The 22,760-nt window shown below is 71.0% G+C and carries 23 protein-coding genes; 9 read left to right on the forward strand and 14 right to left on the reverse strand.

What is annotated here, in order from left to right; genetic code table 11:
• The first annotated feature begins 82 nt into the window (after positions 1–82).
• The gene (locus JHN45_RS11680) at positions 83–2,857 is read left to right on the forward strand and encodes a LuxR family transcriptional regulator (protein ID WP_268982243.1); all 2,775 of its coding nucleotides are present in this window, start codon (positions 83–85) and stop codon (positions 2,855–2,857) included.
• Positions 2,858–3,119: 262 nt separating this feature from the next.
• Here JHN45_RS11680 and JHN45_RS54680 read toward each other — a convergent pair whose 3' ends face one another.
• The 3 genes from JHN45_RS54680 to JHN45_RS11695 all read right to left on the reverse strand — a co-directional run bounded on the left by JHN45_RS54680 (position 3,120) and on the right by JHN45_RS11695 (position 6,060).
• On the reverse strand, positions 3,120–3,257 hold the full coding sequence (locus JHN45_RS54680; RefSeq protein ID WP_201048974.1) for a hypothetical protein: 138 nt from the start codon (positions 3,255–3,257) through the stop codon (positions 3,120–3,122).
• Positions 3,258–3,548: 291 nt separating this feature from the next.
• Positions 3,549–5,156 (reverse strand): SDR family oxidoreductase, encoded by a 1,608-nt coding sequence (locus JHN45_RS11690; RefSeq protein WP_201048975.1) that lies wholly within the window; start codon positions 5,154–5,156, stop codon positions 3,549–3,551.
• A gap of 262 nt (positions 5,157–5,418) precedes the next feature.
• Complete coding sequence (locus JHN45_RS11695) at positions 5,419–6,060, reverse strand: hypothetical protein (protein WP_201048976.1); 642 nt, start codon at positions 6,058–6,060, stop codon at positions 5,419–5,421.
• Between the two features lie 148 nt (positions 6,061–6,208).
• Between JHN45_RS11695 and JHN45_RS54685 the strand changes: the two genes are divergently transcribed.
• Complete coding sequence (locus tag JHN45_RS54685; RefSeq protein WP_374195607.1) at positions 6,209–6,862, forward strand: homocysteine S-methyltransferase family protein; 654 nt, start codon at positions 6,209–6,211, stop codon at positions 6,860–6,862.
• Between the two features lie 269 nt (positions 6,863–7,131).
• Here the strand turns inward: JHN45_RS54685 and JHN45_RS11705 are convergent, their stop codons facing one another.
• The 5 genes from JHN45_RS11705 to JHN45_RS11725 form a co-directional block, all read right to left on the reverse strand.
• Positions 7,132–8,145, reverse strand: a complete 1,014-nt coding sequence (locus tag JHN45_RS11705) for an isopenicillin N synthase family oxygenase (RefSeq protein WP_201048977.1) — start codon at positions 8,143–8,145, stop codon at positions 7,132–7,134.
• Positions 8,146–8,238: 93 nt separating this feature from the next.
• Positions 8,239–9,129: a homocysteine S-methyltransferase gene (mmuM, locus tag JHN45_RS11710; protein ID WP_201048978.1), complete on the reverse strand. Its 891-nt coding sequence runs from the start codon at positions 9,127–9,129 to the stop codon at positions 8,239–8,241.
• Positions 9,126–9,875, reverse strand: coding sequence for an amino acid ABC transporter ATP-binding protein (locus JHN45_RS11715; RefSeq protein WP_201049005.1), 750 nt, complete (start codon positions 9,873–9,875; stop codon positions 9,126–9,128). The genes mmuM and JHN45_RS11715 overlap by 4 nt, the downstream gene beginning before the upstream one ends.
• Positions 9,875–10,702: an amino acid ABC transporter permease gene (locus JHN45_RS11720; protein WP_201049006.1), complete on the reverse strand. Its 828-nt coding sequence runs from the start codon at positions 10,700–10,702 to the stop codon at positions 9,875–9,877. The genes JHN45_RS11715 and JHN45_RS11720 overlap by 1 nt, the downstream gene beginning before the upstream one ends.
• The gene (locus JHN45_RS11725; RefSeq protein ID WP_201048979.1) at positions 10,702–11,610 is read right to left on the reverse strand and encodes an ABC transporter substrate-binding protein; all 909 of its coding nucleotides are present in this window, start codon (positions 11,608–11,610) and stop codon (positions 10,702–10,704) included. The genes JHN45_RS11720 and JHN45_RS11725 overlap by 1 nt, the downstream gene beginning before the upstream one ends.
• A 172-nt stretch (positions 11,611–11,782) precedes the next feature.
• Here JHN45_RS11725 and JHN45_RS11730 point away from each other — a divergent pair, with 172 nt between their 5' ends.
• Complete coding sequence (locus JHN45_RS11730) at positions 11,783–12,553, forward strand: IclR family transcriptional regulator (protein ID WP_236583595.1); 771 nt, start codon at positions 11,783–11,785, stop codon at positions 12,551–12,553.
• Between the two features lie 4 nt (positions 12,554–12,557).
• Here the strand turns inward: JHN45_RS11730 and JHN45_RS11735 are convergent, their stop codons facing one another.
• Positions 12,558–13,307 carry an IclR family transcriptional regulator gene (locus JHN45_RS11735; protein WP_201048980.1) on the reverse strand — a complete coding sequence of 250 codons (750 nt, stop codon included), beginning with the start codon at positions 13,305–13,307 and terminating at the stop codon, positions 12,558–12,560.
• 237 nt (positions 13,308–13,544) lie between these two features.
• On the reverse strand, positions 13,545–14,333 hold the full coding sequence (locus JHN45_RS11740; protein WP_201048981.1) for an SDR family NAD(P)-dependent oxidoreductase: 789 nt from the start codon (positions 14,331–14,333) through the stop codon (positions 13,545–13,547).
• 356 nt (positions 14,334–14,689) lie between these two features.
• On the opposite strand from JHN45_RS11740, the gene JHN45_RS11745 reads away from it, so the two are divergent.
• Together JHN45_RS11745 and JHN45_RS11750 are read left to right on the forward strand one after the other, a co-directional pair.
• Positions 14,690–15,622 (forward strand): aminoglycoside phosphotransferase family protein, encoded by a 933-nt coding sequence (locus JHN45_RS11745; protein ID WP_201048982.1) that lies wholly within the window; start codon positions 14,690–14,692, stop codon positions 15,620–15,622.
• Positions 15,623–15,669: 47 nt separating this feature from the next.
• Positions 15,670–16,155 (forward strand): transposase, encoded by a 486-nt coding sequence (locus JHN45_RS11750; RefSeq protein ID WP_374195608.1) that lies wholly within the window; start codon positions 15,670–15,672, stop codon positions 16,153–16,155.
• Here the strand turns inward: JHN45_RS11750 and JHN45_RS11755 are convergent.
• The 3 genes from JHN45_RS11755 to JHN45_RS52910 are packed head-to-tail and all read right to left on the reverse strand — an operon-like array spanning position 16,077 to position 18,079.
• Positions 16,077–16,385 carry an immunity 53 family protein gene (locus JHN45_RS11755; RefSeq protein WP_201048983.1) on the reverse strand — a complete coding sequence of 103 codons (309 nt, stop codon included), beginning with the start codon at positions 16,383–16,385 and terminating at the stop codon, positions 16,077–16,079. The two genes, JHN45_RS11750 and JHN45_RS11755, sit on opposite strands and share 79 nt — an antisense overlap.
• A 15-nt stretch (positions 16,386–16,400) precedes the next feature.
• A complete protein-coding gene (locus tag JHN45_RS11760; RefSeq protein ID WP_201048984.1) occupies positions 16,401–17,057 on the reverse strand; it encodes a response regulator transcription factor in 657 nt (218 codons plus the stop codon).
• On the reverse strand, positions 17,054–18,079 hold the full coding sequence (locus tag JHN45_RS52910; RefSeq protein WP_201048985.1) for a sensor histidine kinase: 1,026 nt from the start codon (positions 18,077–18,079) through the stop codon (positions 17,054–17,056). Before JHN45_RS52910 ends, JHN45_RS11760 begins: the two co-directional genes overlap by 4 nt.
• 132 nt (positions 18,080–18,211) lie before the next feature.
• On the opposite strand from JHN45_RS52910, the gene JHN45_RS11770 reads away from it, so the two are divergent.
• Both JHN45_RS11770 and JHN45_RS11775 read left to right on the forward strand, forming a co-directional pair.
• A complete protein-coding gene (locus JHN45_RS11770) occupies positions 18,212–18,940 on the forward strand; it encodes an ATP-binding cassette domain-containing protein (RefSeq protein WP_307783083.1) in 729 nt (242 codons plus the stop codon).
• Positions 18,940–19,728 (forward strand): hypothetical protein, encoded by a 789-nt coding sequence (locus JHN45_RS11775; protein WP_201048987.1) that lies wholly within the window; start codon positions 18,940–18,942, stop codon positions 19,726–19,728. The genes JHN45_RS11770 and JHN45_RS11775 overlap by 1 nt, the downstream gene beginning before the upstream one ends.
• Here the strand turns inward: JHN45_RS11775 and JHN45_RS11780 are convergent.
• Positions 19,723–20,781, reverse strand: a complete 1,059-nt coding sequence (locus JHN45_RS11780) for an IS110 family transposase (protein WP_236583606.1) — start codon at positions 20,779–20,781, stop codon at positions 19,723–19,725. The two genes, JHN45_RS11775 and JHN45_RS11780, sit on opposite strands and share 6 nt — an antisense overlap.
• A 41-nt stretch (positions 20,782–20,822) precedes the next feature.
• Here JHN45_RS11780 and JHN45_RS11785 point away from each other — a divergent pair, with 41 nt between their 5' ends.
• On the forward strand, positions 20,823–21,476 hold the full coding sequence (locus tag JHN45_RS11785) for a response regulator transcription factor (RefSeq protein ID WP_201048988.1): 654 nt from the start codon (positions 20,823–20,825) through the stop codon (positions 21,474–21,476).
• Positions 21,467–22,735: a HAMP domain-containing sensor histidine kinase gene (locus JHN45_RS11790; protein WP_201048989.1), complete on the forward strand. Its 1,269-nt coding sequence runs from the start codon at positions 21,467–21,469 to the stop codon at positions 22,733–22,735. The genes JHN45_RS11785 and JHN45_RS11790 overlap by 10 nt, the downstream gene beginning before the upstream one ends.
• The last annotated feature ends 25 nt before the right edge of the window (positions 22,736–22,760 follow it).

Genomic DNA, 22,760 nt, shown 5'->3' on the forward strand with positions numbered 1-22,760 from the left:
ACCAGCGCTTCTGTCATGTGACCAGTCATGCACGGGGGGCCTGGCAGGATGGGTCGTGAGCGGTGGGGAGATACGGAACTTGATGGACGTCGGTGACTTCGGTGCCGGGCAGGAACACGGGCCGGCGATCCTCGGCAGGGATCGCGAGATGTCACGGATCACGCGGCTGGTCGACGCGGTGGACGGCGACGGCCCCAAGGTGCTGGTGCTGACCGGTGAGCCGGGGGCGGGGAAGAGCACCCTGGTCGACCGGGCCGCCAGGCAGGCCGCCGACCGAGGCCGGCGCGTGCTGCGGGTGCGGGGCTGCGAAGGGGAGCAGGACCTCGGCTTCGCCGGGGTGCATCAGCTGCTGCGTCCCGTGATCGGCGGCGTCGACCGGCTTCCCGCGCGGCAGCGCGACGCCCTGCGCCACGCGTTCGGCATGGATCAGGCCGACGGATCACCGTCCCCCGAACCGCTGTTGATCAGAACCGCCGTGCTGACGCTGGTCTCGGACACGGCGGCCGAGCGTCCGCTGCTGATCGTCGTCGACGACGCCCAGTGGCTGGACGTCGGCTCGCTGGACGTGCTCGCCTTCGTCGCGCGACGGCTCGACGAGGAACCCGCCGCCCTGCTGCTCGCGGCCCGCGACGAAGCGGTGCCGGTGCGCTTCGACCGCGACTTCCCGCATCTGACCGCCGGTCCGCTGGACCGGGCGGCGGCCGGGCTCCTGCTGGACCGGCAGCCGCAGCCGCCGCGGGGCCGGGTCCGGGCAGAGATCCTCGACCAGGCGGCCGGGAACCCGCTCGCCCTCATCGAACTCGCGCGGGCCTTCGCCAGGGACCCGCACGGCAGTGACCTCGGCCCGTTCGGTTCGCTGCCGCTCACCGCCCGCCTTGAACGCCTGTTCGCCGCCGACCTGCCCACACTGCCGCCCGCGACCCGACGAGCCCTGCTCCTGTTGGCGGCCGCGGGCACCGAACAGCTGTCGGACGTACCGGACGCGGGCGGACCCGAAGTCTGGGAACCCGCCGAGCAGGCGGGGCTGGTGCGCGTCGACGGCAGCCGGGCAAGGTTCCGCCACCCCTTGGTCCGCTCCGCCGTGCACCAGGCCGCCTCCTTCGCCGAACGCCGCGAGGCCCACCTCACCCTCGCCGCCGCCCTCGCGCACGAACCCGACCGCCGTGCCTGGCACCTCGCCGGCGCCGCGCTCGGCCCGGAGGAAGACGTCGCCCGTGCCCTGGCCGACAGCGCGGAACGCCTCCAGCACCGAGGCGGCCACGCGGCAGCGGCGACCGCCCTCGAACGCGCGGCCGAACTCACCCCCGATCCGCAGGAACGCGCCCGCCGCCTGCTCGCCGCGGCCACCTCCGCCATGTACGCGGGGCACCCGCAGTGGGTGGGGGAGATCGCGGGCCGCGTCGACGGCCTCACGGACGACCCCCAGCTCCTCGCCGAGGCCTCTTTGCGGGCAGGCTGGTCCCTGGCCGTCACCCTGCGGCACGACGACTCGCTGGCCTTCCTGCTCCCCGTCGCCGAATCCATGGCCGCCCCCGCACCGGCCCTGGCCCTGAGCGCCCTGGGCACCGCGGCGACCCCGGCGTACAACTCGGGTGACCCCCGCTACCGGCACGACATCCAGCGGATCGACGGCCTCATCGCCCGGCAGTCGGACGAGTCGGACCGCGTCTGGCCGCGGGCGGCCGGCCGGCCGTTCACGGACCGGCAGCAGACCCTGAAGGTCCTGCACCACGCCGTGGACACCCTGCCGGACGGCTCCCTGACCGGCCTCGTCTCACTCGGCGGCGCGGCCTGGATCCTGGACGAGACCGACGAGGCCGTACGCCTGCTCGACCAGGCCATGGACCAACTGCGCCGGACCGCCACGGCCGGCGCCAACTGCACCGTCGCCCAGGCCCTGGCCCTGGCACACTTCGAGAGCGGAGCCTGGAGCACCGCGCAGGCCGCCGCCGAGGAAGCCCTCTGGATGGCGACGGAGGCCGGCGCGGACAACGTCATGGTGGGATCGCCGCTCCTCCAGGCCACCCTGCGCGCCTGTCGCGGGGACCACGCGGGCGCGCGGGCGCAGGTGGACGACGCGGTCCGCGGCCGGGACCTGCGCAAGTCCCGCAGCCTGTACGTGCGTCACCGTCACGCGCTCGCCCTGGCGGCCCAGGCGGAGGGCGACCACGAGACGGCGTACGGCCAACTCCGCCGCGCCTTCACCCAGGAGGCCCGCCCGGCACCGGTCCACTACCACGCGTCCCTCTACTGTCTCGCCGATCTCTCGGCTGCGGCCGTCCGCGCCGGACAGACGGACGACGCCCGCGCCGTGCTCCACGCCACCGAGAGGAGCCTGGAACGCCATCGCTCCGTCCGTCTGGCCGCGATCGTGCACCGCGCCTCGGCGCTGCTGAGCGATTCCGACGACGCGGAGTCCCGTTTCCGTGCGGCGATCGGCGACCAGGCCGGCGCCCGCTGGCCCTTCGAACACGCCCTCGCTCACCTCGACTTCGCCGAGTGGCTGCGGCGCCGCCGACGCGCCGCCGAAGCACGCCCTCTCCTCGGTACGGCCCTCGACATCTTCGAACGACTGGACGCACGCCCCTGGGCCGAGCGCACCGCCGCGGAACTCCGCGCGGCGGGCGTCGCCGTGGCACCTGCAGCCCTTCACGACGTCCTGGCCGACCTGACGCCGCAGGAGTTGCAGATCGCCGAACTGGCAGCGGAAGGCCTGACGAACCGCGACATCGGCACGCGGCTCTACCTCTCCCACCGCACCATCGGCTTCCACCTGCACAAGATCTTCCCCAAGCTCGGCATCACCGGCCGCGCCCAACTGCGCGACGTCCTCGACCGCGTCCGGCGGCCGGAGTGACGTCGGGCGCCGGACCCCTGAGGCCGGGAGCACCCGCGAGCGACGGCTGATCGCGTTCGGCCGCGCTCGGTGCGGCACGGCCCAGTCGGACCCGGGTGCCGCGCCGGCCTGCGAAGGGCGAAGGACGAAGGGCGAAAGGCCACAAGGTCTCCACGCACTACGGCGCGGCCCGCAGGACGCCGCTGGCGGAACCGACGCCGGTGGTCGACGGTGCGGGGGGTCGTGCTGAACACCTGTGTGCTCAACGAGGTCGCGCCCCCGCCTACCCGCCACGGGCACCGTGCTGGTCTCCAGCCGCGTACGCGGCGTGGACGTGCCGGGTGCCGGTGATGCCGTGCTTCGGCGCCCGGCCGAGCTGTACGGCACCGATACGGCCACCTGTCAGCAGGTTGGTCTCCACACGGTGGAGGGGGCGTTGCCCGCGAAGCTGTCGCCATGGCCGCTCAGCCGCACGACTCGTTCCGGACCGGGCGGTTACGTGTGCGGGGCCCGCCGGACGGCCGGTTCGGTGCAGGGCGCACTGGCGTGGGGAGCGCGGGCGCCCGGGAAGTGCTGAACGATCCGGCGGGTGGCTCCAGGTCGGCAGACGGTCGGCGGAAGGGGCGGGGAGTGTGAGGGGCGCATTCGAAGCGGACAGCACGGACGCGCTGGTGAGGGTGTCGCTCCTGCCGGTGCGACGGGGACGCGTGCGCTAGCGGTGGGATCTTGGTCGGCTGCGGTGGCCTCGGAGCCGGACACGGCGACGGGCACGCCTGGGCCCGTCGGTGTTCTCGGTGGCGGCTCGGGTGATGTTGCGGGCCATGCCACCGAAGACGACTGTGTGGAAGGGCGCGACGGACCACCAGTAGACGTGGCCGAGCAGACCGCGGGGGTGGAACAGGGCGCGCTGACGGTATCGGGTGCGGCCCTCGGTATCCGTCTCGGAGTACATCTCCAGCCAGGCCAGGCCCGGCAGCCGCATCTCCGCCCGCAGCCGCAGGAGCCGTCCGCGCTCGATCTCCTCGACCCGCCAGAAGTCCAGCGAGTCGCCGACCCGGAGGCGCTGGGCGTCACGTCGGCCGCGGCGCAGGCCGACCCCGCCGACGAACCGGTCCATCCAGCCCCGGATCGCCCAGGCCGGCGGGAAGGAGTACCAGCCGTTGTCGCCGCCGATGCCCTCGATCACTCTCCACAACGCCTGCTCCGACGCGTCGACCGACGCCTGCCGCTCGTCCTCGTAGAGGCTGCCGCCCGCCCAGTCCGGGTCCGTGGGCAGCGGGTCGCTGGGCGCGCCCGGCACGGACGCCGACGACCAGCGGGTGACCACCTGTGCCTCCCGTACGCGCTGGATCGCCAGGGCGAGCGCCTGGTCGAAGGGCAGTGGCCGGCCCGGCTGGTCGGGCAGGTATCGGGCGATGTCGTGCTCGTGGCAGACGACCTCGTGGCGCAGGGACTCGGTGAGGGGCCGGGCGATGGAGGCGGGCACGGGCGTGACGAGACCGACCCAGTGGCTGGACAGCCTGGGCGTCAGGACCGGAACGGGCACGATGAGCCGTGGGCGCAGTCCGGCGACCAGGGCGTAGCGCCGCATCATCTCGCGGTAGGTGAGGACGTCCGGCCCGCCGATGTCGAACGTCCGGTTGACGTCGTCCGGCATGGTCGCGGAGCCGACGAGGTAGCGCAGCACGTCGCGCACCGCGATGGGCTGGGTGCGGGTGTGCACCCAGCTCGGGGTGACCATCACCGGCAGTCGCTCGGTCAGGTAGCGCAGCATCTCGAAGGACGCCGATCCGGAGCCGATGACGACCGCTGCCCGCAGTACGGTGGCGGGCACCGGCGACTCCAGGAAGATCCGTCCCACCTCTGCCCGGGAACGCAGGTGGGGGGACAGGGAGCTCTCGGGCACGCCCTTCGGGGTGAGTCCGCCGAGATAGACGATCCGCCGTACACCGGCGGCCCGCGCCTGCTCGGCGAAGACCTGCGCGGCGCGGCGGTCGGTGTCCTCGAACCCGGCGCCGGATCCCAGGGCGTGCACCAGGTAGTAGGCGACGTCGATGCCGCGCATGGCTGCGGCGACCGACTCCGGGTCCGTGACGTCCCCGCGAACCGTCTCGGCGTCTCCGGTCCAGGGATGGTCACGGAGTCTGTCCGGTGAACGGGCCAGACACCGTACCCGGTGGCCGGCCTTCAGCAGCTCCGGTACCAGGCGTCCGCCGACGTAGCCGGAGGCTCCGGTGACCAGGCAGTGCAGCCGCTCGGGCCCGCGGCCGCCGTGTCCCTCGGCGGCGTCGGTCGCGTTCCGCTGTCCGTCCGCGCTCACTGTCCTGCCTCCACCCGCTCGCTCCGACGCTGTTGCCTCGTCGTCCGATCATCTCCGCAACGCGGTGACCATGCCCGTCGGGGCGCCGCGGCCCGACGGGCCGACGGGCCGACGAAGCCTGCGCCGTCCGGTTCCGCACGCGATACCCGCGGGCGCACGATGAGGTGCGTGGTGCTGATGAACCGTCCCGTCCGCAGGGTCCGCTCGGACGCCGCGTCGCGGCCCTGTTCGTACTCGACGGATGCCGGCTCGGTGTCGCGCGTCAGCGGTGGCCGACGTAGGCGACGAGTCCGCCGACGGTCAGGCCCAGCACGCAGCCGCGGCGGAAGGACTCGTAGCGCATGCGCGGGGTGTGCTGGGCGTCGGTCATCGCGTACGCCCCGCGGATCCCCAGTTCCACGCCGCACAGGCACACGACGTAGCCGTGACGCCGGGCGGCGGCTGTCCACTCGGGGTCGCGCGAGACCCAGGTCCGGGAGTAGATCTCGCCGTCGGGCGTCCGCAGTTCCAGCCGGGAGTAGGTGTCTCCGTAGCGCTGCGCCAGTTGTGGCTGTTCGTCGGATATCTCGTGCAGTTGCCATCCGGGGATCCGGGGCAGGTCGCAGTACACGTCGGGCGGTAGACGCCTCATGCCGAACAGGATGGCGCCTTCGAGCTGCGGTTCCTCGGGTATCTCGTCGAGCGGGGCTCCCTTCGGCACGACGTACCCGAAGTAGCCCACGCCCCGGGCATGCCTGAACTCGAAGAGGGCGGTGGGCATGCGCGGTGTCTGTGCGGGATCGAGGGTGACTGTGCCTTCCGCGGTCTCCAGGCCCCCCAGCACGCACTCGAGCTGCAGCGCGGGGTCGTCGCAGAAGAGGATCCGCCCGAGGTCGTCGACCTGTTCGAACTGATGCCGGCTCATCTCCTGCAGCCCTCCGGTTGGTTGCCGTTCCGCGTCCGCGAAGCAGACGGGTTGATGTTGAACCATCCTATTGAAGGATCGTTGAACAATCCACACATTGGGTGCGCGCACCACCAGGTCTGCGGTTTCGTCGAGAGCAGGGGTGAGGGTGAGCGCGGATGAAGCAGCCACAGGGCGGACAGGCGTGGGGCGGCGGATGCTGGTGGGCGCCGCAAGCTCCGGCGCAGCGGTGGTGCTGTGGGCGATCGTGCGTTTGATCGTGCGCACGGCCTTCGTCGCGCACGTCCAGTGGATCGACGCGTTGCGCGCGCCGGCGATCCTCCTCGCCTGCGTTTTCCTCAGCGCGTGCTGGTGCTTGGACATCAGGTGGCTGCTGTGTGCTGTGTGCCTCCTCGGGGCCGCCGTCACCGCGAGCTACCAGGCCGCGTACGAGGGCTTCGCCCGACTGGGCAGCTCCCGGGCCGAGACCACGACACTGCTACGACGCAGTGTGACCCTGGCCCGCGAGGCCGCCGCGGGGGAAGACTGGGGCGCGGCCTCGGTGGGACGCTACGGCGCGATGCCGGCCGACGGTTGCGAATACCGCGGCGACTACGGCACCTCCGGACACGCGAGCGACTTCGACAAGGCCGACAGCGTCGGCAAGAAGATCCCCTACCAGGTGAACATGTACGACCCGCTGTACTACCTGTCCGACTCCTACGCCGGTTACAAGAGCGCAAAGGTTGCCTGCCTGGCTCTGCTCGTGAGTCGGCATCGCGTCGGCCCTCCTCGTCGATCCGGAGATCCTCATCCTCGATGAACCGGTCAACGGTCTTGATCCCGACGGAGTCCGCTGGATCCGCTTCCTGCTGCGGGAACTTGCCGCCGAAGCACGGACGGTCTTGCCGTCGTCCCGTCTGATGAGCGAGATGGCTGTGACCGCCGACCATGTGATCGTGACGGGGCGCGGCCGAATACGGCGTGACCAGTCGATGGCCTCCTTCATCGCCGACTCGGGTGCCGAGCGGGTTCGGGTGGGATCGATTCGGCCCCGACAAGTTGTGTCCGGCGGCCATGTCGCCGGGAGCGTCATGAGTTCATGGCACTCCCGTGTCCGCCGATCGCCAGCTCGGGGTGGTGCTTCTTCACGACGTCGGGGTGGGCGCGGACCCAGCCCTTGAGTTCGTTCCAGCCGAACTCCGCGAACAGGGGGTTGCCCGGGTCCTCGGTGACACCCGTGGCATGGGACGCGCCGGGGAAGGGGAGAGGGGCGATGCGGGCGTCCAGGCGCGGGTTGTAGAAGAAGGGTGCGGAGTAGCGCTCGCGTGCTCCGGGCGGGGAGAGTACGCGGTGGTTGGTCGCCTTCAGGTAGCCGTTGGTCGCCACCTCCAGGAGTTCGCCCAGGTTCACCACGAACGCGCCCGGCAGATGCGGCACCTTGATGTAGCCGTCTGCCGCGGTTTCCGGGGCCTCCACCTCCAGGCCGGGTACCTCGTCCGTCAGCAGCAGGGTCAGGAAGCCGTAGTCCTTGTGTGCGCCCACGCCCTGGTCCTCGCCTTCCGGGGCCCGTCCCGGGTAGCGGATCAGCTTCAGGTGGTTGCGCGGGTTTCCGGAGAAGGCGTCGTCGTAGAAGTCCTCGGGGCCGCCGATGGACGCGAGCAGGGCGTGGAGCAGCCGGTGGGCGACCGCGCTGAGGCGGTCCATCCACTTCAGCGAGATGTGCCGCAGCTCGGGCAGGGCCGTGGGCCATTGGTTGGGGCCCTCCAGCCACCAGTAGGGAGGTTCGCCCGGGGCGGGTGCGTGAGGGGGAAGCTCGTTGCTGATGTCGAGCTGGTCGCGCCAGTCGCGGCGGCCCTGGGTCCGTTCGTTGCCGATTCGGGTGTAGCCGCGGAAGTGCGGGGAGTTGAGGTTGTCGATCGCGTGGCGATCGGTCTCGGGCAGGGCGAAGAAGGCGCGGGCGGCGCCGAGCAGCCGGGCCTGCTCGGCGGGGGTGATGCCGTGGCCGACCAGCTGGAAGAAGCCGACGTCACGGGCGGCCCGGTGGAGCGCGTCGGGGTCGAGGGCGGAGAGGTCGATCACCGGGAGTGAGGTGAGCTGATCCATGGGTGGCGTTTCCTGGGTGGAGTGTGCGGGAGGGGAGAGCGGGGCCGGCGGTCGGCCGTGGTGCGGTGCCTGGTGCGTGCGACGGGCGGGGGCTCAGCCTGCCGCTGAGGCGCTGAGGCGGGCGGTGAGTTCCCTGATCTCGGCGGGGCCGACCCGGCAGCAGCCGCCGATGAGGGCCGCGCCGGCGGCGAGCCAGGAGGGGGCCAGTTCCGCGATCTCGTCCTCGGCGCCCAGCCAGGCGCGCGTTTCGGGTTCCCAGACTCCGCCGCCGTTGGGATAGGCGACGCCTGGGAGACCGGTGACCAGGGCGAGGGCCGGAGCCGTGTCGGCGGCAGGCGCGCAGTTGACCCCCGTGGCGATGACGGAGTCGCTGCTGCGGGCCAGGGCGAAGGCCTCGGTCAGGGGCTGGCCCGCGCTGGTGGTCGTCCCGCGGATGCTGTACGAGAGCCAGGCCGGGATCCCCAGACCGTCCAGGGCGGTCAGTACGGCTTCGGCTTCCCGCAGGTCGGGGATGGTCTCGATGGCGAAGACGTCGGGGGCGGCCTCGGCCAGAGCTTCCAGCCGTGGGCGATGGAAACGGGTGAGTTCGGCCACGGTGAGTCCGTAATCGCCGCGGTATTCCGAGCCGTCGGCCAGCATGGCGCCGTAGGGGCCCACGGAGGCCGCGACCCAGCCTGTCCCGGCCGCGGCCTCGCGGGCCAGCCGGACGCTGCGGTGCAGGAGCTTCGTGGTCTCGGCGCGGGTGATGCCGATGCGGGCGAAGCCGTCGTAGGTGGCCTGGTAGCTGGCGGTGATGGCGACCTGCGCGCCGGCCGCGTAGTAGGCGCGGTGGACGGCCGTGATCGCGTCGGGGGCGTCTCGCAGGAGGCGGGCGGACCAGAGTGTGCCGCCGAGGTCGTGGCCCTGGGCTTCGAGTTCGTTGGACATGCCGCCGTCCAGGACGAGGGGCCCGGCGGTCAGGGCGTCGCGGAAGGTGGTCGTCACAGCACTCTCGTCACGAAGTCGCGGGTTCGGGGATGCTCGGGGGCGGTCAGGACGCGAGCGGGCGGCCCGGATTCCAGGATGCGGCCGTCGTCGAAGAAGACGATCTCGTCGGCGACCTCGCGGGCGAAGCCCAGTTCGTGGGTGACGACGAGCATGGTCATGCCGTCGGCGGCGAGGTCGCGCATGACGTCCAGGACCTCGCCGACGAGTTCCGGGTCGAGGGCCGAGGTGGGTTCGTCGAACAGCATGAGCTGCGGTCGCATCGCCAGGGCGCGGGCGATGGCGACGCGTTGCTGCTGGCCGCCGGAGAGCTGGGCGGGGTAGGCGTCGCGCTTGTCGGCCAGGCCGACCCGTTCCAGCAGGGCCATGGCCTCGTCGGTGGCCTCGGCGCGGGGACGGCCGGCGCCGACCGGTCCCTCGACGACGTTGGCGAGTGCCGTCAGGTGCGGGAAGAGGTGGAAGCGCTGGAAGACCATGCCGATCCGGCGGCGTTGCCGGGCCAGGTCGCGGGGGCGCACCTCGCGCAGCCCCTTGCTGTGCACCTCGTAGCCGATCGGTGAGCCGTCCACCAGGACCCGGCCGCCGTCGGGCCGCTCCAGATGGTTCACGCAGCGCAGGAAGGTCGACTTCCCCGACCCGGACGGGCCGATCACGCAGGTGACCGTCCCGCGTGGCACGGACAGGTCGACACCGCGCAGCACCTCCTGCCCGGCGAAGGACTTGCGGACCCCTATGGCCTGGACCATCATCGGCGGCTTCCCTTCGCGAAGTGGCGCTCCAAGTGGTGCTGGCCGATGTTGAGGAGGGTCGTGACGGCGAGGTACCAGATGCTGGCGACGATCAGCAGCGGGATCGTCTGGTAGGTGCGGGAGTACACGATCTGCACGGAGTACAGGAGTTCCGCGTAGGCCAGCACGCTCACCAGTGACGTCGTCTTGAGCATGGAGATGGTCTCGTTGCCGACGGGCGGGATGATCACGCGCATCGCCTGGGGCAGGACGATCCGGCGCAGTGTCCTGGCCCGGGACAGGCCCAGCGCCTCCGCGGCCTCGGTCTGCCCCTCGTCGACCGAGACGATCCCGGCCCGGATGATCTCGGCGAGGTAGGCGGCCTCGTTGAGGCCGAGGCCGAGCAGGGCTGCGGTGAAGGTCGTGACGACGGAGTTCGCGGGGACGTCGCCGATCGCCGGCAGGAAGGGCAGGTGCAGCGACAGGGTCGGGTACAGCGCGGAGATGAACCCCCAGAACAGCAGCTGGACCAGCAGCGGTGTCCCCCTGAAGAGGCAGATGTACGCCCAACTGACCGCCCGGGCAACGGTGTTGTCGGACAGGCGCATCAGCGCCAGCGCGATGCCCAGGGCGAGTCCGATCACCATGGCCGCGGCGGTGAGTTCCAGGGTGGCGAGCAGGCCGCTCAGCACGGTCCGGCTGAACAGCCACGCGCCGACCGTGTCCCAGCCGAAGCGCGGGTTGGTGATCAGCGACCGCACCAGGGCCGAGGCCAGCAGCAGGACCGCGAGGGTCAGGATCCACTGGCCGGGCCGGCGGCGGCGCAGTATCGGCAACTCCTCCATCACGAGGCCGCGTTGATCTCGAACGTGTCGAGAGCCCCGGACTCCAGACCCCACTTGGCGAGGATCTGCCGGTAGCCGCCGCTCGCCTTGAGGTCGGCCAGGGCCGACTTCAGCAGGCCGGTCAGTTCGCTGTTCTTCGGTACGGCGATGCCGAACGGCGCGTCGCCGTACGAGTCGCCGGCGACGTCGAGCTTGCCGCCGGACTGCTTGGCGGCGTAGGCGGCGACCGGGGAGTCGGCCAGGGCGGCGTCGGCACGGCCGCTGGTGACGGCGAGGTTCACGCCGGTGCCGTCCGGATAGGTGCTGAGCTTGATCGCGGTCTTGCAGGTCTTGGCGCGGGCCGGCAGGTCCACCAGCGCCTGGGTGGAACCCTTCGCCACGGCGACGGTCCGGCCGCACAGGGAGTCGCCCTCGGCCTTGAGCGCCTCGGGGTTGCCCGCCGGGACCAGCAGGGACGTGCCCGCGTTGAAGTAGGTGACGAAGTCGACGACCTTCTCCCGCTCGGCGGTGTCGGTGAACGAGGAGATGCCGAGCTGGTACTTGCCCGCCTGGAGCCCCGGGATGATCGAGTCGAAGGGCACGTTGGTGATGGTGATCTTGACTCCGAGGACCGTCCCGAGAGCTTTGTCGAGGTCGGCCTCGGCGCCGATGACCGTCTTGTTGTCGGTGGCGAAGAAGTCCATCGGGGGATAGCTGACGTCGCTGGCGACCGTGATCCCGCTCGCCTTCACCGCGGCCGGGACCTTGGCGGAGAGTGCGGTGTTCTCCGCGATCGAGGCGACGGAGGAGGCACCGGCCGACGCCGACGAGGTACCGGACGACGAACCGGTCGTGGTGGCGGGGTCGGCGCAGCCCGCCAGGAGCAGCGTCGCGGAGCCGAGGAGTACGAGCGGGCGCAGAGCGGACAAGGGGAACTCCTGAAGGACCTGATTTCCGAGGGGATGGGGTGGAGACTATCCAGTGGTGCGTAATAAACAAGTCGTGTTGTCCATGATGCACGGGTGCTGCCATGAACCTGCAATGTTCCCGCAATGAACGCGCACGGTGGCACCGGCGCCCGGCGCTATGCTCGGGCACGCGATGACCACCGACAGCAGCCTCAAACGCGGCCTGGCCGTGCTCAGCCTCTTCGCCCAGCACCCACCGCGGGATCCGCGCGGCCACACCGCGGCCGAGGTCGCCGTACTCCTGGGCCGGGAGCGCAGCCAGGTCTCCCGCATACTGCGGAGCCTGGAAGCCGCCCGGTTCCTGCGCCGTGACCGCGCGTCGCTGCGCTACTCCGTCGCCTGGGAGCAGTACGCGCGGGCCCAGCAGATCACCGAGGCGCGGCTGCGCAGCGACGGCCGGACCGCGCTGGAGGGCGTCGCCGCCGACACCGGGGAGTGCGCCTACCTGGGAGTCCTGCGAGGCGCCAGCTCCGTCACGGTCCTCGAATCGATGCCGCCGGCCCTGTCCTCGTTCGTGTCCTGGGTGGGCCGCGGTTATCCGGCGTACTGCAGCGACGCCGGACAGGCCCTGCTCTTCGACGCCGACGACACCGAGATCGCGGCCGTCTTCTCCCGCACGGACTTCGTCCGGCACGGCCCCAACACGCCCGCCGACCTCGGCGACTTCCTGACCCGGCTGGACGCGGCCCGCACGCGGGGCTACTCCATCGTCGACCAGGAGGCCGAGCCCGGCCTCTACTCGCTCGCCGCCCCGGTCAGGGACTTCCGCGGCGAGATCGTCGCCGCCGTCCAGGTCGTCGGCCCCCGCCACCGGCTGGAGCCCGCGACCGCGGTGTGTGCCGACTCGGTGGTGCGCTGGAGCACCTGGCTGACCGCCGTGCTGCGGTCGACACACCCGGACTGAAGGCTCAGCCGAGCAGGCGGGCCAGCCGCGCCGCCGCGTCACTGATCGCGGCGACGAGCTCCTCCCGGTCGTCCCGGGCCGCCGCGTGCGGAACGACCGCGCTGACCGCCGCGACGATGTCCCCGCGCGGATCCCGCACCGGCGCGGCGACCTCCAACACGTCCTCGTCGTACTCGCTCTCGCACACCGCGACCCCGCGCGCGGCGTCGGCGGTGACCCGCAGCAGCAGATCGTCCACCGTCCGCGGCGCGTAGGGGCCGCCCGCCCCGATGAAGTCCTCGCCACCGAGGAGCTCGGTGATCCCCTCACGCGACTGACCGAACAGCAGCGCCCGTCCCGCTCCGGTGCACCAGACCGGCGTCAGCCGCCCCGCCCGCGCCCAGGAGAACTCGGCCCAGGCCGCCAGTTCGGCCCGCACCGAGAGCACCATCGCTCCGCACAGCACGTCCACGTAGGCGCACGCTCCGAACCGGATCACCAGCCCCCGCAGCAGCGCCCGGCTCTCCACCCCCCACAAACCGGCCTCGGCCGCGACGGCCAGCAGATCAGCCCCGGCGCGGAACTCGTGCCCCTCCCTGACCAGCACCCCGGAATTGACCAGATCACGCAGCAGCCGAGACGCCTGCCCCTTGTCCAGCCCGCTCTCCTCCGCCAGCCGGACCACACCGGGTCCTCCGCGGGGATCCAACTCCCCGCGGACAACCCGCTCCACCAGCCCGAGCCCCCGGGGCAGCGCCCCCATCACCACGTCCATCCGGCGGATGTTACAGATTCCGTGGGCGAACGCCGGTACGGCCCCTGAACCAGGCGGCTGCCGAACCCGGCATCCTGTCGGGGGCGAATCCTGGCATCCGCACGCTCTCCTCCGGAAACGTTCGCGACCACCGATAGAACCCAAGCCGATTCCAGCGGCCGGTTCTGTCACTCCGACATCCCGTCCATGGCTTTGTCGGTGATGGCCGAGAGGTGATCGGCTCGGATGCTGCTGACGTCAGCTCCCGTGCTGCTCCGCCTCCGGCCTCATCGCGTCCGAGACGGACTTGACCCCGCCGTGGGCACTGAGCCCTCCGTCCACGGGGATCTCCGCTCCGGTGATGAAGGAGGACGTGTCGGAAAGGAGGAAGACGACGAGGGGCGCGATGTCGTCGACGGTGCCGCTGCGCCCGAGCGGCGTTTCCCGGAACATCGCCTCCCGGAATGCCGGGGTGGCGGCTGCGGTCATCTCGGTCTCGATGTATCCCGGGTGCACCGTGTTGACACGAATACCTCGCGGTCCCAACTCGGTCGCCGCGATCTTCGACACCCCGCGCAGGGCCCACTTGCTGGCGGTGTAGGCCACGGGATAGTAGGCGGTGAGCGCGGCGGACGAACCTACGTTCACGATGGACGAGCCCGGCGGCATGAGGGGCGCGAGGTGCTGGATGCCGAGGAGCGGCCCGGTGGTGTTCACCGAGTGAACATAGGCGAAGTCGTCCGGGCGTACGTTGCCGAGGCGATCCCGCTGAATTACGCCGGCGTTGTTGACGAGACCGTGGATGTGGCCGTACGTGTCGCGAAGCTCGGCGGCGAGGGCGGCCCAGTCGGCCTCGTTGGAGACGTCCAGCTTTCGGCAGTCCGGGTGTCCGTCGGGGTGTATGTCGGTCGCGATGACCGTGGCTCCGGCCTGGGCGAGGGCTTCCGCTTCGGCGGCGCCCTGGCCTCGGCCGGCGCCGGTAATCACCACCACCTTGCCAGTGAGGGAGTGGGGGGACTCGTCATCGCTTTGAGTGGTACGCGTCATAATGGACAACGTAGCGGCCGGCGGTAAAGAGAGGCCTGGTCATCGGCGTCGCCGTCGGGATCATGAGCGCGCCCGAGACCTCTGAGTGGTGGGGAATGGCTTCTGAGCCATGCTCAACCTGCGAAGCGAGGGTGACCGCGCCACCCTGGAGAACCACGTGAACTGGCCGGACCTGAGGTGACCTCCCAGCCCGAGAAGCCCGCTGCAGGGCTGGCCCGTACGCTCTGGCCGACGGCCCCGCCAGCAAGATCGCTACTCCAGCTGTAGAACGCGATCTCCATAGTGCGCGGTGTACACGGCGGCAGTAGCCGGCTTGGGCTTGGGGGCCGCGGCGGGCTGGCGCGTAGGGTGCCGGGATGATCGCGATGCCGGAGGAGTTCGCACAGAGCACCGTCGACCGTGAGGGGGAGGCCGGGGCGGCATGGCTTGCCGAGCTGCCCGGGATCGTGGAGGAGTTGCTGGGGCGCTGGGGGTGTATGCCGGATGGCGAGGTCATGCACGGAGGCGTTGGCGTCATCGTTCCGGTACGGCGGCGAGTTGAGGGGAGCTCCGTGCTGAAGGTGTCGTTTCCGCATCCCGGCAACCTCCATGAGCCGGACGCGTTCGTTGCCTGGGGCGGGTGCGGCGCCGTCCTGCTGCATGAGCGCGACGACGACCGGTTCGCGATGCTGCTGGAGCGGGTTCAGCCGTCGACCCTGGCGGAGGTCGAGGACCATGACCAGGTGGTGGCCGTCGCCGGGCGACTCAATCGCCGCCTGGCCATCCCTGCACCGCCCGGCCTGCCCCGGCTTCGTGAGCAGGCCGATGTCTGGGAGGAGCAGCTGCTCAAGGACGCTGAAGAGCTGCCGCATGCGCTGCCGCGTCAGGTGCTGGATGCCGCCGTGGGGACCGTTCGGGAGCTGGGCCGGGCACAGCCGGACACCCTCATCCATGGCGACCTGCACGCCCGGAACATCCTGCGTGGCGGCCGGGAGCCGTGGCTGGCTGTCGACCCCAAGGGGTACGTGGGCGATCCCGCCTACGACGGCGGCACACTGCTGAAGTCCCGCGCGCTGACGCTCCTGGAAGCGGATGACCTGCGCAAGGCTGTCCACCGCGTCTTGGACGTCTTCGCAGAGGCTGCCGAACTCGACCGTGAACGTGTCCAGCGGTGGGCCCAATTCCATGCCGTCCAGGCTGCGTTCTGGGGTCGACATCACGGTTTTCGTATCGCCCGCAGCGGACCACGGCTGGACTGGCTCACCGAGTTCGCCGACCGCCTGGCGGAGTTGCTCACCGAACCCTCGTAGGCCCGGTCCGGTGGGTGGAGGCGTGCGGCCACCGTTGAGCCGGGCGGCTGGTGCTGGGCCTGTTGTCGGGCCTGCCCCGCAAGAACTGCCGGACGATCGCGGAGTGGGCCGGGGAGGCCAGCCCTCACGGCACGCAGCATCTGTTGTGCCGGGCCGTCTGGGATGCCGGTGCCGTCCGCGACGACGTTCGCGAATACGTCGTCGAGCACCTCCATGACGAGGCCGCGGTGCTGTTCGTGGACGAGACCGGCGACGTGAAGAAGGGCATGCACACCGTCGGGGTCCGGCGCCAGTACACCGGCACAGCCGGACGGATCGAGAACTCCGCGGTCCACCTCGACTCTGCCGGCGCCCGGGGACACGCGGCGGTGGACCGGGAGCTGTATATCCCGCGTTCATGGTGCTCTGACCGCATAGGTTCACCGGGTTCTGTGGCCCGCTGCTGTGTGGTTGCTCAGGGAGTGTTCGCGGTCGCCCAGGAGCGGAACAAGGCGAGGGCTTCGCTGAGGTTGCCGGGGCCGCATCTGGTGTGAAAGGTCTTCTCGGAAGTCCACGCCCAGACCCAGTCGTGAGGGCTGCGGTTGACGTCCTGGCGGGGGTACTCATGGTGCTCCAGGTCCGTCTCCTCCAGGTCGATGGTGACGGTCCAGCCGGGGTTGTCGAGCGTAGCGATCTCCACGCCCCACTCGTGCTCCCAGTCCTCGTTGCACTGCGCGGCGTACCAGTTCTGCAGCCAGTCAAGAACGTTCTCCGAATTGCTCACGACAGAGGATGCTAGCTATCCGGTGAGGCCGCTGCGGTAGGCGTGGATGACGAGTTGGACGCGGTCGCGGGCATCGAGTTTGGTCAGCAGCCGGGCGACATGGGTCTTCACCGTGCCCGCGCCGATGTAGAGCCGTTCGGCGATCTCGGCGTTGGTGAGTCCTTCGGCGACGAGCAGGAGTACTTCGCGTTCACGGGCGGTGACGGCCTCGGGCAACCGCAGCGGTGTCTGACCGGGTGGTGGTTGTGCCGGCCTGTTGACGTACGCCGCGATGAGCCGTTTGGTGATGCGCGGCGCGAGCAGCGCCTCGCCCTGGGCGACGGTGCGGACGGCGGACAACAGGTCGAGGTGCGGAGCGTCCTTCAGGAGGAAGCCGCTGGCTCCCGCACGCAGTGCGCCGAAGACGTACTCGTCCAGGTCGAAGGTGGTGAGCATCAGGACACGAGCGTGGCCGGCGGCGGTGATACGGCGGGTGGCTTCGATGCCGTCCATCTCGGGCATCCGCACGTCCATCAGGACGACGTCGGGCCGGTGTTCGGCGGCGGCTGCGACGGCTTCCCGGCCCGTTGCGACGCTGCCGATCGACTTGAGGTCCGGGGCGGTGTCCACGATTCCGGCCAGGCCGATGCGGATCAGCTGCTGGTCGTCGGCGACCAGGACCCGGATGGTCAAGGCCGCTCCCGCGCCGCAGCACTGGGCTGCGGCCCCTCCACGGGGATGCCGGCCCGTACCCGGAACCCGCCGGTCGCGGCCGGCCCCGCCTGCAGGATGCCGCCGTAGAGGGCGAGGCGCTCACGCATCCCGGGCAGCCCGCGCCCGGTGCGGCCCGGGGCCGGCCGGATGCTGCCGTCGTCGGTCACCGTGAGGGTCAGCTCGCCGGGTCCGTAGGCGACGGTGACGTGCGCGTTGCTCGCGTCGGCGTGCTTGACCACGTTGGTCAGCGCTTCCTGGACGATCCGGTACGCGGCTGCCTCCAGCCCTGGGGGCAAGGGCCTGACGTGCCCCGTGACGGCGAGGTCGATCCGCAGGCCGGGGTGCCGGGTCCGTTCGGTGAGATGCTTCAGGTCCGCGAGTCGTGGGGCGGGGGCCAGGTCCGCGCCGTCCGGATCGTCGGCGTCGTCGTGCAGCACGCCGAGCATGCGGCGCAGCTCGACGAGGGTCTCCCGGCCGGTGGTCTCGATCGCCTCCAGCGCGCTGCGCGCGTCCTGGGGACGGTCGTCGAGCACCAGACGGCCGAAGCATGCCTGGACAGAGATCACGCTCATGGAGTGGGCGATGCCGTCGTGCAACTCGCGGGCGACCCGCAGCCGTTCCGCAGTCGCCTCCCGATCGGCGCGGTCGCGTTCCTGACGTACCAGCGTGTGCAGATACCGGCGCCGCTGGCCGACCGCGAAGCCCACCGCCCAGGCGACGGCGAAGAGCAGCGCGAAGGGCACCACGGCCCCGGCGTGTTCGAACCTGGGCAGGCCGGTGGACACCGCCATCGCCAGGGCTGCGGCCAGGGCGATTCCCGCGGTGCGGGCCGGGCGCAGGGACGTGACGCAGAAGAGCGCGAAGGCGAGCGGCAACCCGCCCCAGAAGATCGCCTGCGGATGCCACGGCGCCAGGCCGCACACCGCCGACGACAGGACAACAAGAGCCTCCGGCCAATAGAGCCGGAACGACTCCGGGGCCGCGTGTGTCTTCCGTTCCACGACCTGAGCCTATGCGGCTGCCGGTCATGCCCACATCGTCCGCGGGCCCTATGCCGTACGGCAGACCCGGGCCCGAAAAGACCTGCCCACGGGCAGACGAAGCGTCCTGCCCGTCCCGGCATCGTCATGGACGTGATTCGATGCGAACACCTCACCAAACGCTTCGGCCGCAAGGTCGCCGTCGACGACCTCACCTTCGAGGTCCAACCCGCCCGCGTGACCGGCTTCCTCGGCCCCAACGGCGCGGGCAAGTCGAGTACCATCCGCGCCGTCCTCGGCCTGGACACCCCGGACGCCGGCCACGCCCTGGTGGACGGCGTGCCCTACCGCCAGGCCGAACAGCCGCTGTGCCGCGTCGGCGCGCTCCTGGACGCCGGGGCCGTCCATCCGGGCCGGACGGCACAGGCACATCTCGCCGCACTCGCGGCCACCAACCACATCCGGCGCAGCCGAATCGAGGAGGTACTCGCCCTCACCGGCCTCGCCGACGTCGCCCAACGCAGGATCCGCACCTTCTCGCTCGGCATGAAGCAGCGCCTGGGCATCGCCGCCGCCCTGCTCGGCGACCCGCCCGTGCTCATCTTCGACGAACCCGCCAACGGCCTGGACCCGGAGGGCATCAGGTGGATCCGGAGCCTCATGCGGTCGCTGGCCGGCGAAGGACGCACCGTCCTGGTCTCCAGCCACCTGATGAGCGAGATGGCACTCACGGTCGACCACCTTCTCGTCATCGGACGAGGACGTCTGCTCGCCGATGTCCCGATCACCGACTTCATTCCCGCCGGAGCCTCGTTGGAAGACGCCTACCTCAACCTCACCGAATCCGCCGTGGAATACCGGACCGAAGGGACGGGCCACTGATGCCCACCGCACTGACAGGCGCCATGGCCGGCGAGGTCGTCAAACTGCGCTCCCTCCGCGCGACGTGGATCACCGCCCTCATCGCCGTGGCCTTCGGCCTGGCGCTGAGCATCGTGGACGTCGCGCACACCGCCGGCGCCTGGCCGGACATGACGACGGCCGACCGGGCCCAGTTCGACCCGGTGGGCGACTCACTCTCCGGCTTCGCCTTCTCCGTCCTCGCCTTCGGCGTCCTCGGCGTGCTGGGCATCAGCAGCGAGTACACCACCGGACTGATCCGCTCGACGCTGACCGCGACCCCCCGGCGGGCACTCGCCTACACCGCCAAGACCCTCGTCATCGGCGGATTCGCCCTGCTGCTGGGCGAGTTGACCGCGTTCACCAGTTTCTTCATCGGACAGGCCGTCCTGGCCAGGCAGCACCTCGACGTCGGCCTCGGCACGCCAGGCGTGCTGCGCGCCGTGTCCTGTGCCGGGCTGTACCTGTTCGTCGTCACCATCGTGGGCTACGGCCTCGGGGCCGTCATCCGGCACACCGCCGGAGCCATCGCCGCGCTCTTCGCCCTGGTCTACCTCGGCTACGGCGCGGCAAAGGCGGTGGAAGGCTGGTCCTACCTGCCCAGCAGACTCATGCTGAGCAACGCCGCCGACACCCTCGGCCAGCTCCACCCGCACCCCCTCCACCCGGAACGCGTCCCCTCCCTCTCCTTCGCCCTCTTCGACCTCGCCCTCTACCTCGCACTCGCCCTCACCTGCGGAGCCTGGCGTTTCACTCGCGACGCCTCATAGACACTCCGCCCGACCGGCGGCAGACGCTTCCGACCCCCACGGCAGACCATCACCCAGCGGGATCCAGAGTGTGGCGGCAGAGCAGCACCCCGACACGTAGACGATCAGAACAGGATGTCCTGTCGACCTGCACCTGTCAGATGGTGAGCCGCCGAGCTGCCGGCTTTCGCGGAAGTCTCGTTCGCGGGTTAGGCAGAACCGCCCAAAGCGACAGGAGACCAGAGGGCATCGCCGACAGGGCTGGTGATGTGGTCGAAGCGGACAACCCGTCGAGATCTCGCCACCGAAGCCGGCGAGGCGGTCGGCGGTGCCGAAGACTGTCCTGTCGCCGCCGGTGGCGGCCAGGAACTCGGCACCGAGGATCACGCCCAGGCCGGGCATGCTGGTGATCACTTCGAAGTACCGACGGGCGCGAAACCGGGCCTCGATCGCTTTGTCGAGCTCGGCGACCTGCTGGTTGAGGGCCCTCACCTGCTGCGCCAGTGTGCGCACGAGTCGGGCGGCCGGTTTCTCGCCGGGCAGGCCTGTGTGCCGGCGCCCGGCGGCTTCCAGAGCTGTCTCGGCGAGCCGGTCAGCGCGCAGGACCGGGCGATTGCGCAGCCAGGTCTCGAGCCTCTTCTTGCCTGTTGTCGCCGTAGGCGTGAACGTTGCCAGGGCCGCATCGGAGAGTACGCGGACACCTGTCCGGCGGAGGGAGGCTGGGGTCTGGTAGCCGGTCAGCAGCACGAGCGGGCCGGTGTCGGTCAAGTCCAGAGCCCGCTCCAGGCAGGGAAAGAGGCTGGTGGGTTGGGCGCGGAGCCGGTTGACAGTGCGGGTGCGATCGGCGACCAGGTCCATGCGCCGACCGGTGAGGATCTTGAGGTCGATGACCGTCCCGTCGCCGGCGCGTAAGGGGTGCAGGTCGCGGCGGACGCGGACCTGGTCGGCGAGGACGACGGCGTCCTTGGCGTCGGTCTCGCCTTCACCGCGGTAGCTTTCGGCGGCGCGGTGGATGGCCCGGCCGGAGATGTACTGCACCGGCCGGTCGTGCCCGAGCGTCGCGTGGCTGATCAGGGCAGATGGAGAACTGGAACGCGAGTATCTAGGGTCAGCACGTGGCTTTCATCATGGTCTGCGAAGACGACGCGGCGGTCCGCGGCATCCTCAGGCGCGCCCTGGAGCACGACGGCCACACCGTCTCCGTCGCAGCCACGGCCGACAGCCTGCTGCGGCAGCTCGCACCGGCGCCCCAGTTGGTCGTCCTGGATCTCGGGCTGCCGGACGCCGACGGTCGCGATGTCTGCCTGGCCCTGCGGGCTCGCGGCGTCGACGTACCGGTGTTGATGCTCACCGCCTTGGACGGCCTGCATCACAAGGTGGGCGGCTTCGAGGCCGGCGCCGACGACTACATGACCAAACCCTTCGACATCCCGGAACTGCTGGTCCGTGTCCGGGCGCTGCTGCGCCGGACCACCGTGGCGTCCGCGCCGCACGAGGTCGTCCTCGATCCGGCGAAGCACGTGGTGACCTACGATGCGGTGAGCATGAGCCTGACCCCGACCGAGTTCCGGCTACTGGGCCGCCTGATCGCCTCGCGGGGCGACGCGGTACGCCGCCACGCCCTCGTCGCCGCCGGCTGGCCGCACGGGGCCCAGGTCAGCGACAACACCCTCGACTCCTATGTACGCCGGCTGCGGACCAAGCTCGGTCCGCTGGGTGTGGCCGAGCGCCTGGCGACCGTCCGCGGCGTGGGCTACCGATGGCAGTGACGGGATTCCGCAGAAGCGTCGTCGCGCTCACCGTGCTGATCGCCACCGCGGTGGTCGCGATCCTGGTCGTGGTTTCGCACGTGCTGCTGAGCAGGGTGACGGACGCCGACGCGCATGATCTGGCCCGTACGCGCGCCGAGGCGGTCGCGGCGAACGTCGGCGTCAAGGGCGGCCGTGTCGTGCTCACGGAGAACGGCAGCGAGGCGCTGGACGAGGTCGCCTGGGTGTATGCCGATGGCCGTCTTGTCGACGGGGACGTGCCGCCGAGCGTGGTCGGACGCGTCGAGGAACTGGCGGACTCGGGGCGTTCGCAGACCGCGACCGTCGGCGACTACCTCCTGTACGCGCGGCCGGTTCCGACCGGCGGCCACCACGTCATGGTGATCGTCCGGGTCGACCTCACGCCCTACGAGACGTCCGAGCAGCGCAGCCTGACCCTGTCGCTGATTCTGGGCGGCCTCACGATCCTCCTCGCCGGCGGAGTCGCGCACCTCGTGGTGCACCGCGCGCTGCGCGTCGTGCACGAGATGGCCGCCCTCGCCGACGACTGGGGCCATCACGAGCCCGGGCGCCGTTTCAACCTCGGAGCCCCCCGTGACGAGTTCGGGGAACTGGCACAGACCCTGGACCGCCTCTTGGAGCGCGTTGACAACGCGCTGGCGGACGAGCGCCGGCTCACCGACGAGATCGCCCACGAGCTGCGCACACCGCTCACGGTCCTGCGGGGCGAGGCGCAGCTGGCGCAGCTGTCCGGCGAGCCGGTGGTGCCGGAGGTGGTGCTGAACGAGGTCGACCGCCTCAATGCGGCGATCACGACGATATTGCGCGTAGCGCGCGCACGGACGGAGGAGGGGACCCGGTGTGATCTGCGCTCCGCCGCGCGGCAGGCGATCGGCAGCCGCGCGGTCGAGGTCGCCGTCCCGGCGAAGGTCGAGGTGGCTTTGGCGCCCGACGTCGCTGTGGCGCTGCTGTCACCCCTGCTGGAGAACAGCCTGCGGCACGCGAAGTCCCGTGTATGGATCACCGCGCGCAGCCAGGGCGAGGCCGTCGTGGTGGATGTCCTGGACGACGGCCCGGGGTTCGATCCCGCTGAGGTCGACCGGGTCTTCGAAGCGGGCGTGACCGGCGGCGACGGGTACGGGCTGGGGCTGCCGGTGGTCCGGCGTATCGCCGCCTCGGCCGGTGTGGAGGTCCGGGCGATCGCGGACGGCCGCGGTCACGTCCAGGTGACACTCCCGGCCGCGAAGGCGGCCCCGTAGTCAGGTTGCTTGCAGGTTCATTCCG

This window comes from Streptomyces sp. MBT53 (assembly GCF_016654115.1).
GTDB lineage: Bacteria > Actinomycetota > Actinomycetes > Streptomycetales > Streptomycetaceae > Streptomyces.